This window comes from Treponema sp. OMZ 857 (assembly GCF_024181085.1).
In the GTDB taxonomy this organism is placed as follows: Bacteria; Spirochaetota; Spirochaetia; order Treponematales; family Treponemataceae; genus Treponema.
Genome location: NZ_CP051147.1, coordinates 614819 through 627751, shown reverse-complemented (window position 1 = coordinate 627751; position 12933 = coordinate 614819). Strand labels below are relative to the sequence as shown.

Genomic DNA, 12933 nt, shown 5'->3' with positions numbered 1-12933 from the left:
CCGACGCTATTGATTTTCGATTCGTGCGGGGTATTGTTGATAAAATCTATATACGAACAAGCTTACTGTCGCACTGAAAACTTTATCTATCAAATTTGTAACGGTGCCGCCGAAGTATGCCGCAAATGTTAAGCTTTGTGTTACGACATAGATTCCTTGAACGGCGTTGTCTACTTGAGGAATGGAGGTGTTTGCTGAGTAAAAAAGATAGGAAATAGTGTCGCCCAGAATTGAATTGGTAATGGCTGAGATAAAACCTATCCACATAAAATTTTCGGTTGTGGAAGAAACATCCGCATAAGGGGGATTCGGGTTTGAAGGCGTCTTTGCTTTTTTCCGTTCGGAGCAAAACACCAGATGTGCAACTACTGCGGTAGAAATATGACAGAGCATAAAAAGAATCCCTGTGTTTGCGAAGATGCACAAAAGAGCGTTACTTGTGATTGCACATACAATCCCCGGAATAAGTCCGCACAAGGCTGTTACGGCAATAGTAAGCAAAGAATCCAAATACAAAGGAAAAGCAACAAGCCCTGCAAGATATGAACACATACAATTAATCAAAATGCTTGCAATGGTGAAAATGACTGTAAACATCCTTCGGCTGATTCGATTCATTACATTTTTTCTCATTAAAATAGCAGCCCTAAAAGTTTTGCTTTTTCAATCAAATCATGCCGATCGCGAATAAACATTTTTCCGTAAACTGCAGTCCGCTGATTTAAGATTGTTTTTTCCGATTTTCCGAGCAGTTTTGCAATTTCAACTACATCAAGCCCTTCAGCAAGATGAATGAAAACTTCTTGTTCTTTTTTTGAAAGACTTTTGTAATTATCAAAAAGATAACTTTTTTCGTCATGAACGCTGTGCTTGCCTTTGTTCTGCGGTAAAAGAGTGTGCAAAACTTTGCTTGCAACGCTATTGTAATACGTATTCCCTAAACCTACCGCAAGGATTGCTTTTTCAACTTCATCAATAGAGGATTCTTTTGTAATAAATCCTTGAACGCCGATCAAAAGTGCATGTTCTACGTGAATATCATCATTGTACATAGTGTAAACCAAAATTAAAATATCAGGCTTCACACCTCTCATTTTTGAAACCGATTCAAGCGAGTTTTCACCGTCGAGGTTTAAATCGAGAATCACAATTTTGATATCTTTATCTTCATTAAGTTTTTTTACCGCTTCCGGGATTGTTCCGACACCGATTATCGAAAGTGACGGATTTCTGTTTTGAAGCATAAAAATCATTCCGTCCCGTAAGCCCGTGTGATCATCAATGAATAGAATCTTTAACGGTGATTGCAATGGTAAAACCTCCTTCATTTATAAAATCTGCGCTGCCGTCTATCAGTTGGGCACGCTTTTTGATATTGGTAAGTCCGTAATGCTTTACAGCAGTTTTTAGCTTCTTACTTTCAACTTCGGTTTCTTCAAAACCCTTTCCGTTATCGCAGATGATAAAACGGAAATCATCAATCCCGTCCACAATTTTTATTTCAACTTGTGTCGCATCGGAATGCCGTGAAATATTGCTCAACGTCTCCTGCAAAATTCTGATAAGGTGTGTCTTTTGCGTATTTTTGAGTGCAACTATTTTCTGACTTGCAACATATAGATTTGTTTTTATTCCGAAATTCACTTCAAATGCAGTGCAAATCTCGCGTATGATTTTTTCAAAATCTTCAGTAAACTCAATACTTCCGGAACCTATCATATAACGGATTTCGTTTAGGGCTTGTTTTGCGTAAAATCTCGATTTTGAAAAGTCTTCTTTTTCAAGATAAATATTGAGTGCGGCAAGATTCTGCGCAACCCCGTCGTGAAGGTCGCGGCTGAAATTACTCTGTTCGGTCTGCATTGTTTTAAGTTGTTCGAGCTGCATTGAGTTTTTAAAGAATTTTTCAAGGATTATAAAAGCTGCAATCGCAATCAGAAAAAGAGCACTGTATAAAAGAGAATCGTATCCGAGATTAAGTCTTGTCTGCACCCCATGAATGTGATTTTGAAAGTTGATAATAGCATCCGTGTTACGATTACCGCTTTGAATATTTTGAATGATTGCTTCAAGTTCTTTTTTTAGAGGTGCATCAAAATAAGTGAAGGCTTGGTAGTCCGATCTCAGTTTAAGAGCAATTGATTCAAAATCTACAGGATTTTTCGAAAAAATGTCAGCGCTATCTCTGTCGGCAACTATGCTTTTCGGATCCATTTGAAGCAATAACATTTCCGTGTCGAGTTTCTGAATCAGATTGTTGCTTGCCCGCTTAAAAAAGATTGTGCAAAAAAAGATTGCGAGTGCGGTGTAGATAAATATCGACTCGATTTTAAAAATTTTCTTAATAAGACTTAGCAGCATGATTTTCCAGTAAAATTGTTCGGTAATGAAACTATCGACCATATCTAGTATAACACGAACCGATATTCATGTCTTGGGAAAAATTCCCAAAGTTTTTAGGAAAAATGACCAAAGGAATATGCAGACGATGAAGTATAATTGCAAAAAAGCCGAACTACAATGCTGATTTTGTCGGCATCGCTGGAAATAAATAATCATTATTGGAGGAATAAGATGGGATTTTTAAATCATGTAAAAACTGCTTGGAATGGACAAGTTCGCTGTGACTGGTGCGGAAAATACTACAAGCAAATAGACGGAGACGGATTATTCGGTTCTGCCGGCGGACTTGTAGGACGTGCTGTCGCCACGGCAAAGAAAAACTACTGTTCAAAGGCGTGCAAATTAGCGGCAGAAGAAGCAAAAGCCGAAAAAAAAGCGGATTTTGAAGAACGTAAGGCAAAAGGCGAACTTACCGAAATGGAAAAAATAAAAGACCAAATGGCACAGCCTTTTGAAGAGGCAAAACAACAGATGAAAGATTCAATCGCACAGCCGATGAACGAAGTCAAATCTCAAATGAAAGGTGCCTTTGGCTCTGCTTTTGGCGGAATATTCGGGAAAAAATGATGAAAGATTTAGAAAAAAGAAAAAATCCGGAACAGGATTTAATAAAATCCTTTTGTGATAGACTTGGTGCTGTTCAATGTAGTAATTGCAGAGCGAAAAATCATGCAGACATTGAATACATCAACGATAACGGTGATTTTTGTATGGTTGAAGCAAAAACTCATTTATCCGGCGACGGGCATAATGCAGTACACAAACTTTTTGGCGAGCTTTTGAAACTAACAGGTTATCAATCATCAAAAACACATGAGAACATTAAATATCAACTTTTGATAGACAACAGACCTGATGAAACAGGAAAACGAGGAGGACAGTTTTTTCATGAATTACTTGTAAAACATATTCCCAAAGATAAGTTCATTGCATTTGGGAAAATTGTTCCTATCGACAAAGTTATTGAATTTGATATGAAAACAATAAAAGAATTCTCTTGGGAAGAATTTTATAATTTGGAGGAAAAATAAAATGGCATTTTGTCAAAATTGTGGAAAAGAATTAATGGACGGTGCAAAATTCTGTGATTCTTGCGGAACACCGGCAGGAAATACAGGAAGTGAAAATCAACGCAAACAAGATGATATGTTTTTAATTGCCGGGAGATGTGGTACTCTTATCCGACGGGATAAGGGGGCAGGCAGCAGGTTGTGCCAAAACGCGAGGAAATCTTGAATAAAGAAGAACCTCGTAAACGAGATTAACCTAAATCTGCTGCCGTAAATCAAAGTGCGGCCGCACCTCGTAGGTGCGTACCGCGAATAGGAGTTACGGTGAACTGCAAACCGGTAATAGCTCCCTGTTCCCTATTTTATAACACAAGGAGTGTTGTATGCAAGGGAATGGTCGATGGATTGGATTGGATCTGAGCAAAAAAACGTATGAAATGTGTTACTTTGATCAGAAAGGGAAAGTTGGAAGATCAGGAGGAGAAACAACAAAGGCAGGAAGATCAAAACTGTACGCAAAATTGAAAGCGGAAGATATTGTGGCGATGGAAGTAAATAGTCTTGCTTTTGTAATAGAAAAGGAGATGAGGCAGATCGGCTGCACGGTGGTAATCTTAGATGCTTCACAGTTATCGGTTATCTATGCCAGCACGAAGAAGACGGATAAAGAAGATGCATTAAAGCTTGCCCGGCTGGTTAAGATATATGAAAAGGAAGATTTACCGATCGTTGATGTGCCGACAGAGAAGGAATACTATCGCCGCAAACTGACAAAAGAGTGCAAGACATTAAAAGACGACCGGACACAAGAGATCAACCGGCTGCATGCGTTATTCTTACAGTGCGGAATAACCACAATGAAGAGGAGTAATTTGCAAACCGATGCAAATCGGCAAAAGGTACTTTCGCAGCTATTTGGGTATGAAGTAAGACAGGCAAAACGGGTGTGTGAAAGGCTTACTCTATTGGAGGCACAAATAAAAGAGTTGGAGCAGACAATAACAAAGGAATGTAAGGCGGATAAAGATATCGAACGGCTGCAAACGATACCGGGGGTCGGAGATAAGACAGCGCTTGCTTTTACGGCTTATGTCGGAGATGGAAAGCGCTTTAACAATGGAGATGAAGTAGCAAATTATCTGGGCTTAGTGCCGCGGGTAGATTGTTCGGGGTCAATTAACCGGTATGGGCATATAACGAAGAAGGGAAATAGGATTGTACGGGCGTTATTATATCAGGCGGCATGGTCGATAGTACGGAGTAAGCACGGGGGAGCGTTAAAGGCAAAATACTTTTATATGACGGAGCATGGGAAAGGAAAGAAGATATCGATAACGGCGATAGCGCGAAAGATGGCGAAGTTAATGTATCTCATAATGAAGAATAAAGAAGAGGAATATAAAGAGCTGCCTGCCCCCGCCTCACGAGCGGGATAAGGCAAGGGTGTAAACAAGGATTAACAGGGACGGGAGCGGCCAAGCAGAGAAAAACTAAAAAGTTTCGCTTTTCTACTTGACAAAAAACATAGGAGTTTTTGATGGGGAACTGAAGAAATGCCCATCATGTGGAGCAATTCTATCAAGCGATGATTTAAAATGTCCTCAATGCGGCATTGAACTGAGAAATATCAAAGCATCATCTTCGGTTACGAATTTTAACAGTGATTTATTCAACACTCCAAAAAGTGACAGATCCGATTTTATTACATCGTTCCCGATTCCAAACGCAAAAGAAGATTTTTTTGAATTTTTATACATTACAGTTGGTTCCGTTACGCAGCCCTGCTCTGCTCCACTAGGCTCAATAGATGACCAAATTAGAACTGCATGGATTAATAAATATAAACAGTTAAAAACACGCGCTCCTTTTATTTTTGCTAAGGATCCGGAAAGTTTGGCACAAGTAAACCAAATTTTTAAGACAACTAAAATAAGAATGCCATTGTGGCAGAAATTTTTGATTTTTGTCTTTGGCGGTTTTGCAGCACTAATTGTACTTCTTGTCGTTTTAACAAAACTCGGAATACTGAATTAATAATTTTGGAGTAAAACTAATGGGCATATTCAAGAAAAAACACGAAGGCGGTTTAATGGATGTTATCCGTTGTGATGAGCCGACATATTTGATTTGGAAATGGAGACCTAAGGGAGCGGAAGAAGCGAATTCTACAAAAAAAGAGAACGCAATCCGCTACGGTTCAAGTCTGCGTGTGAAAGACGGTGAAGTCGCTGTCTTTGTTTATCACCAAAAAGACGGCACAATGCAGGACTATATTGAAGGACCTTATGACGATACGATTAAAACAGCAAACCTTCCTATTCTCTCTTCGATTGTCGGTGCGGCATTCGGCGGGGCGAGCCCTTTTCAAGCGGAAGTTTATTTTATAAACCTTGCGGGAATCATTCAGGTAAAATTCGGGGTTCCGTTTTTTGATGTAGCTGATGCACGCAATACTAATTTTACCGTTCCCGTTGCGGTTCGCGGTTCTATCAATTTTAGACTTACGAATTACAAAGAATTTATAAAACTTCACAGGCTTATTGATTTTGACCTTGAGGCTTTTAAATTGCAGATTCGGGATGCTGTTTGCAAATATATAAAATCTATTGTTACAAATATCCCGTTTGATACAGGGCTTCCCGTAATTCATCTTGAACGAAAGATTTTTGAAGTCAGTAGTGTTTTGCAGCCTATTTTAAAACAACGGCTTGAAAGTGAGTTCGGTGTTACAACAAGTTCGGTTGATATAAGCGATATTGAACTTGATAAATCAAGCGAAGGTTATCGTGAATTAAAAGCAGTTACAACAGACATCATAAGCGAGCAGGAAAAAGCAAAAAGTGCTATCAATATTCGCCAGATGGAAGGTATGGCGGAAATCAACATGGAAGAGTACCAGCGGGAAAGACGGCTCGGAACGGAAAGTTCAAATCTGGCTGCTCATCAGATTGACCAGCAGACACGAGTCGGCATTGCAGGAGCGGAAGCACTGGGAAAGATGGGAGCGGCAGGCGGTATCGGCATAAACCTTGGCAACGGCGGCGGTTTTAATCCGGCAGGCATGATGGCAGGAATGGCTATGGGAAGTGCAATCGGGCAGAATATGGCCGGAATGATGCACGGCGCTTTGGGCGGATTGAGTCAGCCGGTTCCGCCGCCTCCGCCGCAAGTAAGTCAATACAATGTTGCAGTAAACGGACAGACAACAGGCCCCTATACGGTTGCAACACTTTCTCAAATGGCAGCAAGCGGACAGTTTACGCGCGAAAGTCTTGTTTGGAAAGCCGGTATGGCAAACTGGATGACAGCCGGAAACGTGCCTGAACTGTCGGCAATTTTCGGTCAAAATACTCCGCCGATTCCGCCTGTACCGCCGATGAGTTAAACGAGTCATAGTATGGAGAAAACTTTATGAAAATAAATTGGATTTTAGTTTTGATTTCACTCGGGATTTCCGCATTTATATGCTATGGTTTTTTTTCAGGAACAGGGAATATGTTTCTTACTGTCGGAGGCGGAGTTTTTCTTTTTGTTACTCTATTCGGAATGTTTGGGATTTCTTTTGGAAGAGGAAGTGCGAATATAAAAATCTTTTCGAGTATTTTCCTTGTATTGGTACTGGTTGAACATTTGATTTTTGTTTTTTCAGGATTTAGACAAACTGCGTACATAGTCATAACAGGTGTTTTATTTCTGCTTTATCTTTTGATTTTCTATGGAATTGTAAAAGCATTGAAAGAAGAATGAATGAAGCAAATCTTATCATAAAGCAAAAATCGAAAATCACAAACCTCGCATTTCTTACTGAACACACCGGTGAGATCCGTTTTTCAGTATGGGAACTAAAAAACAAATGACAAAAGACGACACCGGTTTTTTATGGCAAAATCTCGTACGATACAAGCGAGCAAAAGAACGCGGACATAAATCAGCTGAGCGTTTTCTCGATGAAACGTATGAAAATTTCGGCTTTTTCGGAACCCTCATGCACAAAACGCAGAGCGGGCTTGCCGCACATATACTATTTGATGACGAAAACGCTTTTCTTTGTTTTTGCGGAAACTCTATCGTACTATTGCGTAAAGATTGGCAAGACGGTATGACATGGGAAGAACAGCATACGGCAGTTACTGTAGAGGGAAATCCTCAGTTCGTGCATGTGCTTGATTTAGCCGATATTTCGACATTTTCTCTTACGGAAAAAGAAAAAAATGATATAAAGACTTTTATCCGTTTGAATTGGCGATTGATCCGTCAGCTCGGAACGACAGATAATCCCGAAGACCCCGATTTCATCGATGCATTTGATTTTTCACTCCGCCGGTTCGTACAATCCCCTGAAAAAATGAAGATCCGCGGTATCAGCGTATTCGCAAAACCGGATGATGGTTTGCCGTTTTCACTATTCACAGGCATAAAAGATATCGGCGGCAACCTTCGCGAGTTCCATAAAGGAAACTTTGATATCCCTCATGCCTATATCTACAGTGCAGACGGTTCTCTCGCTTCGCGTTTCCGTATCGACTCTCAGGAAATCCCCGAAAAACTTTCAACACTGTATAAAACCGATATGCCGCTCGGAAAATACGAAGCTCAAATTATTGCATGGGCAAAAAAATCACCGGCACGGATGATTGAAGAAAACTGCCATACAAATTGGGATTCAATGCGAGCTGCATGGCAGAATTCTTTTGAAGAAATGTATTCATAAAAGGAAACTTAATTATGTCAGAACATAGTAAGGAAAGAAAAATGCAGGAAAAAAATCAATGCTCTATTATTACCTACTCTCCATCAATTGCAAAATTCTCTTCGCTCCAACAAGCGATAGACTCCGTTCCGGAAAACGGAATGCTCAAACTTAAGGCGGGCATTTTTAAAGGTTCTTTCACGGTGAAATCAAAAATCACGATTGAAGGCAGCGGATTTTCTGAAACGGATGCTTTTTTAGAAAATTTACAAACAGTCATCATAGTTCCTGATGATGAAAAGATTTTCATTCAAAGTGCCACGGTTGTAAAAGGAATTATTTTTGTCGGTGAAAAATTTTATGAAGAGCATAAAGAAGACTTTTGGGCAGAAACGGCGGTCTTTATTCCTGATGGATATATGAAGTGTGTGGATCAAGAACGCAATAAAAAGGCAAACGAGATTCACGAAAAACTTCAAAAAGAATTTCAACAATTTTCAGACACCAACGGCAGAGATGCTTTGTATGACTTACTTGATGAAAATCCGTCTGAATCTTTGCTTAACATAGATGCAGACGGTACAAAATTGAACAGTGTTTTGGTGATTGGTTCTTCGAATTGCGGAATTTCCGTATCCGGACAAGCGGAATTTTCGGGAGTTTTTGCATTTAAAAACAGATTTTCAAATCTTTTTATATTTGAATCTGGAGAAGTTTGTTTTTTGTCTGCCGTAAATAAAGTAAATTTTTTTTCCTATTCTTATAGGGAATACGGGGTTTGTGGCTTCGGGAAAATCGCCGTTTCCGAAGATATATCAATTTATGCTGTTGGCAATATGCTTGAAGGTTTTTATCTGGCAAGTTCTATGAATGTAGAAAAAAGATTCGGACATTTTTCTGCTTATAAGAATTTTGGCGGTGGAATTTATCTTTGCGATGCAGTATTGATGAATGTAAAATCAATCTATTCGGAAGCAAATGGAGATTATGGTATTTGCCTTAACGGAAAAGCAAAAATACAAGTTGGAAGGATAAGTACATACAATAATAGGGGACATGGAATAATTCTTTTTCAGAATTCTGAACTTTTCACAGGACTAATTACTTCTTGCAATAATTCGGGAGCAGGAATCGGCATCACAGAGAACGCAAGATTAGAAAGTAAGGATGAGGTTTTTATTTCCGGAAATGATGGGATAGCGGGAGGTCTTGCACTCCAAAGAAATGCAATCGCCAAGATATTCAGTTTAAACGCGACAAAGCACAAGTGTTCAGTTAAAATAAAAAACAATGCAAAATTGTTTATTTACGGAAGCAAGTCCGAAATCTACGATGACGAGGATTGCCTTATGGATATTGATGATAGTGCAAAAGCAGAATTGAGCAATGTCCGTTTTTTTCATGAAGAAGAAGAGAGCGGATATATAACTCATGCAGATGAATGCAGCGGTCATATTTTTATTTCGGCAAACGCAAGTGTAAAATTGTCGGGCTGCTATTTTTATAATTTTCCCTACGAAAACCCCATCATCTATATTTCCGACTCTTCAAAACTAAAATGCAAAGACTGCTATTTCGGTTTTTCACCAAAAAAAGATACCTATTACGGACAGGTAAAAAAGATAAAAAGTATAATTCGTGCTGTAGGAAATTCAACAGTAAAAATCGAAGATACAAGAGAATGTTTTTACGCAAACAAATATTTTATTACGGCAGAAAAATCTTCAAAAATTGAAACAGATGCAGGAGAAGTAAGATTCATAAACCCGAAAAAGAACACAACCAAATAATGATTCGTGCGGAGTGGGCAATACCCGCCGTTCCTCGGCGTTGGTTCTTCAATCAGTTCTAAGCCGTTTAAATATGCAAACTTAATTAATGTTAGACTTATTGGGTTATGATAATACGGTATCAAAATTAAAAGATATCATCAAAGCTCATTACAAATTATCAAATAAGCTACAGCTTCTGCTCAACGATAATTTGCTCATCGCGTATACCGCTGCCGCAATCTCTTAGCAAGTTTTTTACCGATTCACTTGAAACAATAAAGTGCGCATCAAGATTAATATCAGTAAATGCATCCTCACTAATCGCAGTAACGCTATCCGGTATCACAACGCTTGTTAAAGAGGTACAGCCGTAAAATGCTGCCCAGCAAATCTCTCTAACACTGTCAGGTATAGTAATATTTGTTAAAGAAGCACAGCAGGAAAAAGCCTCCTCGCCAATTTCGGTAATACCGCGAGGTAGTACAATACTCGTGAGCGAACTACAATTATGAAAAATCTCCTCCCGTATTTTTGTAACGCTATCCGGTATCACAATGCCGGTTAAGCCGGTACAGCCGGAAAACGCTCGATTACCGATTTCAGTAACACTAACCGGTATGGCAATACTTGTCAAAGAGCAGCAGTCGGCAAATGCATCCGCAATAATCTCAGTCACACTATCAGGGATGATAATACCGCCTTGTAAACCTGCAGCAGCAGCGATCAGTGTTGTCTTGTCCTTTGTATACAGGATATTATTTTCACTGCAATACACCGTATTTGCATTATCAACGGTAAGATGTATTAAACCGGTGCAGCTTCCAAAAGCTCGCCCTCCAATCTCCGTAACATGCGCTGGAATCACAACATGTGTTAAAGCAGTACATAAGATAAACGCCTCCCAGCCAATTTCAGTAACAGAGTCAGGTATTACAATGTTTGTGAGGGAAGTGCAGCAGCTAAATGCCGACCAGTCAATCTTAGTAACACTGTCAGGAAGCTCAATACGTGTTAAAGAACTACAGCAGAAAAACATCTTCCAACTAATTTCAGTAATACTGTCGGGTATTGCTACGCTTGTTAAAGAACTGCACTCATTAAAAGCTCCGCCGCCGATTTTCGTAACGCTGTTCGGTATCACAACATGTGTTAAACCGGTACAGCCGGAAAATACTTCTTCGCCGATTTCAGTAACACTATCGGGAAGAACCAGACTGCCTACTAACTTTTTTTTATCAACTACGGAGATTAGTGTCCCATCTCTTATGTTCAGCAGTTTGAGATTTGCTTTTTCTTCTGCCGTCAATGACAATTCATCTACGCTTGCAATATCATCTTTATTGATAGTCAGCATATCACACCCCATCACAAATAAGTTTAAGAAAAACCTCTAAAAACGGATTCACAATCCGCCTTAGCGGATATGATAAACCGTTTCCTTGCAGAACAAGCCGATAGGCTTGCTGTTTTTAGGAGTTTTCCCGTATCTATTCCTTTTCAAGATACCGATACAATTGTACATGCAGCCGATTCATTTCATCGGGAGCTTTCATCGAATGCCGATACATAAACGTGTATCCGAAACGGCTCTTAAAAATAAATGTAAAAATGAGCTGCAGCATCCGAATTGGCAGTAGTCTTAAAAGATGCATTTTCGGCGGTGAAAGTTTTGTGCCGGAATGGTACAGCGTTTGAAAGTTCTTTTTTATTTGCCGTACGGTTTCATTCATAATGCTCGATTCTTTCCAAACCGTTTCCGGATTTTTTGCTTTGTAATACGCATCGGCAATCGGAACAACCATAGCCAAATGAGAGAGCTGCCAGTAGTGCATATCTTTTACAATTCCATGCGGTATGTTCGATGCGGTAAAAAGAGCAGCTAATTTTTTCAAACGTTCGGATTTATTCCCTTTGATTTCGGCAAAGGTCGTAAGTTGAATAATACGCGGTGTAAAGTCCGCGTTAAGGATGCCGTTTTCATAACTGCCGCCTGCACCCGGAAATGCCGGTATAATACGTCCTGTTCCGCAAATATGTTCCCAATTACCGTACGGTTCAAGCGTGTTGACCATTGTAACAATATTCGGACTGATATTGTGCTTCAACTCTTGTAACGCCGTATGTACTTGATTTTCCTTTACCGTTAGAAAAATAAAATCATACCAATCATCTTTTTCCAATGTACCGATAACGGTAACATTTGCTCTATGAATTTTGCCGTTTTTCTCATACTGTAGACCGAGGGGTTGCAATGCTTTAAGCCTTTCCCCTCGTGCGTACACCGTGGTGTTATATCCTGCTTCAGCAAACGCAGCGGCATACAAACTGCCGATTACACCTGCACCGTAGATTAAGAGTTTCATTTTACTACCTGTCTAATAGCCGTACAGTTTTCAGTTTCCTATCGTTAGTATAGAACATTTTTATCTTTGATGGTATGCTCTCAGCACAACTCATTCAAGGAACTTACCATGCCAAAAACCCTGATTATTCTTGCTCACCCTACGATTTCTCAATCTACCGTTCATAAACATTGGGCGACTGTAGTACGGCCACATACCGATCGCTTTACTGTTCACGAACTGTACACTGCCTATCCTCAAGGTAAGATTGATGTAGCAGCTGAACAAAAATTGATAGAAACTCACGATGCACTGGTGTGGCAATTTCCCGTATACTGGTTTAATTGTCCGCCGCTACTGAAACAGTGGTTCGATGAAGTGCTGACTCATGGCTGGGCTTATGGCTCGAAAGGCAAAGCGCTTACGGGCAGAAAAATTGCACTTGCCGTCTCGCTCGGTGCGCCGGCCGTAGACTACCGCGCTGACGGTGCTGTCGGGTGCAGCGTTGCCGAAGTACTGCGCCCGTTTGAACTGACAGCGAAATACTGCAATGCAGACTACCGCCCGCCGTTTATTTTCCATACGATAGACAGTAACGCGGGATATAGCGAAGCTGCACGGAAAGAGGTAGAGCAGAGCGCAAGGGACTATTTAGCTTGGTTGGATGCACTGCAACAAACATAAGGCATAATCGACAGAGAAGAACGTTTGGATTA

At 40.0% G+C, this 12933-nt stretch carries 15 protein-coding genes; 10 read left to right on the top strand and 5 right to left on the bottom strand.

Annotated elements, in window-relative coordinates:
- Positions 1-6: 6 nt before the first annotated feature.
- Genes E4N66_RS02915 through E4N66_RS02905 form a run of 3 tightly spaced genes read right to left on the bottom strand, consistent with a single transcriptional unit; the run spans position 7 to position 2403 of the window.
- Positions 7-633: a hypothetical protein gene (locus E4N66_RS02915; protein WP_253728896.1), complete on the bottom strand. Its 627-nt coding sequence runs from the start codon at positions 631-633 to the stop codon at positions 7-9.
- The gene (locus E4N66_RS02910; protein WP_253728895.1) at positions 633-1244 is read right to left on the bottom strand and encodes a response regulator transcription factor; all 612 of its coding nucleotides are present in this window, start codon (positions 1242-1244) and stop codon (positions 633-635) included. The genes E4N66_RS02915 and E4N66_RS02910 overlap by 1 nt, the downstream gene beginning before the upstream one ends.
- 34 nt (positions 1245-1278) lie before the next feature.
- The gene (locus tag E4N66_RS02905; protein WP_253728894.1) at positions 1279-2403 is read right to left on the bottom strand and encodes a sensor histidine kinase; all 1125 of its coding nucleotides are present in this window, start codon (positions 2401-2403) and stop codon (positions 1279-1281) included.
- Positions 2404-2574: 171 nt separating this feature from the next.
- Here E4N66_RS02905 and E4N66_RS02900 point away from each other — a divergent pair, with 171 nt between their 5' ends.
- The 9 genes from E4N66_RS02900 to E4N66_RS02865 all read left to right on the top strand — a co-directional run bounded on the left by E4N66_RS02900 (position 2575) and on the right by E4N66_RS02865 (position 9893).
- Positions 2575-2970 carry a hypothetical protein gene (locus E4N66_RS02900; protein WP_162664271.1) on the top strand — a complete coding sequence of 132 codons (396 nt, stop codon included), beginning with the start codon at positions 2575-2577 and terminating at the stop codon, positions 2968-2970.
- Entirely contained in the window at positions 2970-3434 is a 465-nt protein-coding gene (locus tag E4N66_RS02895) for a hypothetical protein (RefSeq protein WP_038077004.1), read from the top strand. The genes E4N66_RS02900 and E4N66_RS02895 overlap by 1 nt, the downstream gene beginning before the upstream one ends.
- A 1-nt stretch (position 3435) precedes the next feature.
- Positions 3436-3639, top strand: a complete 204-nt coding sequence (locus E4N66_RS13090) for a zinc-ribbon domain-containing protein (protein WP_371922448.1) — start codon at positions 3436-3438, stop codon at positions 3637-3639.
- Between the two features lie 157 nt (positions 3640-3796).
- Entirely contained in the window at positions 3797-4849 is a 1053-nt protein-coding gene (locus tag E4N66_RS02890; protein WP_253728893.1) for an IS110 family RNA-guided transposase, read from the top strand.
- 76 nt (positions 4850-4925) lie between these two features.
- Positions 4926-5447: a zinc ribbon domain-containing protein gene (locus E4N66_RS02885; RefSeq protein ID WP_253728892.1), complete on the top strand. Its 522-nt coding sequence runs from the start codon at positions 4926-4928 to the stop codon at positions 5445-5447.
- A 19-nt stretch (positions 5448-5466) separates the two neighbouring features.
- On the top strand, positions 5467-6798 hold the full coding sequence (locus E4N66_RS02880; protein ID WP_016518949.1) for an SPFH domain-containing protein: 1332 nt from the start codon (positions 5467-5469) through the stop codon (positions 6796-6798).
- 26 nt (positions 6799-6824) lie between these two features.
- Complete coding sequence (locus E4N66_RS02875) at positions 6825-7160, top strand: hypothetical protein (RefSeq protein WP_162664274.1); 336 nt, start codon at positions 6825-6827, stop codon at positions 7158-7160.
- Between the two features lie 88 nt (positions 7161-7248).
- Entirely contained in the window at positions 7249-8124 is an 876-nt protein-coding gene (locus E4N66_RS02870; RefSeq protein ID WP_253728891.1) for a hypothetical protein, read from the top strand.
- 41 nt (positions 8125-8165) lie between these two features.
- Positions 8166-9893, top strand: coding sequence for a hypothetical protein (locus E4N66_RS02865; protein WP_253728890.1), 1728 nt, complete (start codon positions 8166-8168; stop codon positions 9891-9893).
- Between the two features lie 169 nt (positions 9894-10062).
- Here E4N66_RS02865 and E4N66_RS02860 read toward each other — a convergent pair whose 3' ends face one another.
- Both E4N66_RS02860 and E4N66_RS02855 read right to left on the bottom strand, forming a co-directional pair.
- Positions 10063-11229: a leucine-rich repeat domain-containing protein gene (locus tag E4N66_RS02860; protein ID WP_253728889.1), complete on the bottom strand. Its 1167-nt coding sequence runs from the start codon at positions 11227-11229 to the stop codon at positions 10063-10065.
- A 133-nt stretch (positions 11230-11362) separates the two neighbouring features.
- The gene (locus tag E4N66_RS02855; RefSeq protein ID WP_253728888.1) at positions 11363-12238 is read right to left on the bottom strand and encodes a ketopantoate reductase family protein; all 876 of its coding nucleotides are present in this window, start codon (positions 12236-12238) and stop codon (positions 11363-11365) included.
- Between the two features lie 108 nt (positions 12239-12346).
- On the opposite strand from E4N66_RS02855, the gene E4N66_RS02850 reads away from it, so the two are divergent.
- Positions 12347-12901 carry an NAD(P)H-dependent oxidoreductase gene (locus E4N66_RS02850; RefSeq protein ID WP_253728887.1) on the top strand — a complete coding sequence of 185 codons (555 nt, stop codon included), beginning with the start codon at positions 12347-12349 and terminating at the stop codon, positions 12899-12901.
- The last annotated feature ends 32 nt before the right edge of the window (positions 12902-12933 follow it).

What these genes read in the sequence shown, in the direction of transcription:
- E4N66_RS02895 (WP_038077004.1), top strand. Translation starts at nt 2,970, where the DNA reads ATGAAAGATTTAGAAAAAAGAAAAAATCCGGAACAGGATTTAATAAAA.
- E4N66_RS02880 (WP_016518949.1), top strand. Translation starts at nt 5,467, where the DNA reads ATGGGCATATTCAAGAAAAAACACGAAGGCGGTTTAATGGATGTTATC.
- E4N66_RS02850 (WP_253728887.1), top strand. Translation starts at nt 12,347, where the DNA reads ATGCCAAAAACCCTGATTATTCTTGCTCACCCTACGATTTCTCAATCT.
- E4N66_RS02910 (WP_253728895.1), bottom strand. Translation starts at nt 1,244, where the DNA reads ATGCTTCAAAACAGAAATCCGTCACTTTCGATAATCGGTGTCGGAACA.
- E4N66_RS13090 (WP_371922448.1), top strand. Translation starts at nt 3,436, where the DNA reads ATGGCATTTTGTCAAAATTGTGGAAAAGAATTAATGGACGGTGCAAAA.
- E4N66_RS02900 (WP_162664271.1), top strand. Translation starts at nt 2,575, where the DNA reads ATGGGATTTTTAAATCATGTAAAAACTGCTTGGAATGGACAAGTTCGC.
- E4N66_RS02905 (WP_253728894.1), bottom strand. Translation starts at nt 2,403, where the DNA reads ATGGTCGATAGTTTCATTACCGAACAATTTTACTGGAAAATCATGCTG.
- E4N66_RS02860 (WP_253728889.1), bottom strand. Translation starts at nt 11,229, where the DNA reads ATGCTGACTATCAATAAAGATGATATTGCAAGCGTAGATGAATTGTCA.
- E4N66_RS02875 (WP_162664274.1), top strand. Translation starts at nt 6,825, where the DNA reads ATGAAAATAAATTGGATTTTAGTTTTGATTTCACTCGGGATTTCCGCA.
- E4N66_RS02870 (WP_253728891.1), top strand. Translation starts at nt 7,249, where the DNA reads ATGGGAACTAAAAAACAAATGACAAAAGACGACACCGGTTTTTTATGG.
- E4N66_RS02865 (WP_253728890.1), top strand. Translation starts at nt 8,166, where the DNA reads ATGCAGGAAAAAAATCAATGCTCTATTATTACCTACTCTCCATCAATT.
- E4N66_RS02890 (WP_253728893.1), top strand. Translation starts at nt 3,797, where the DNA reads ATGCAAGGGAATGGTCGATGGATTGGATTGGATCTGAGCAAAAAAACG.
- E4N66_RS02915 (WP_253728896.1), bottom strand. Translation starts at nt 633, where the DNA reads ATGAGAAAAAATGTAATGAATCGAATCAGCCGAAGGATGTTTACAGTC.
- E4N66_RS02855 (WP_253728888.1), bottom strand. Translation starts at nt 12,238, where the DNA reads ATGAAACTCTTAATCTACGGTGCAGGTGTAATCGGCAGTTTGTATGCC.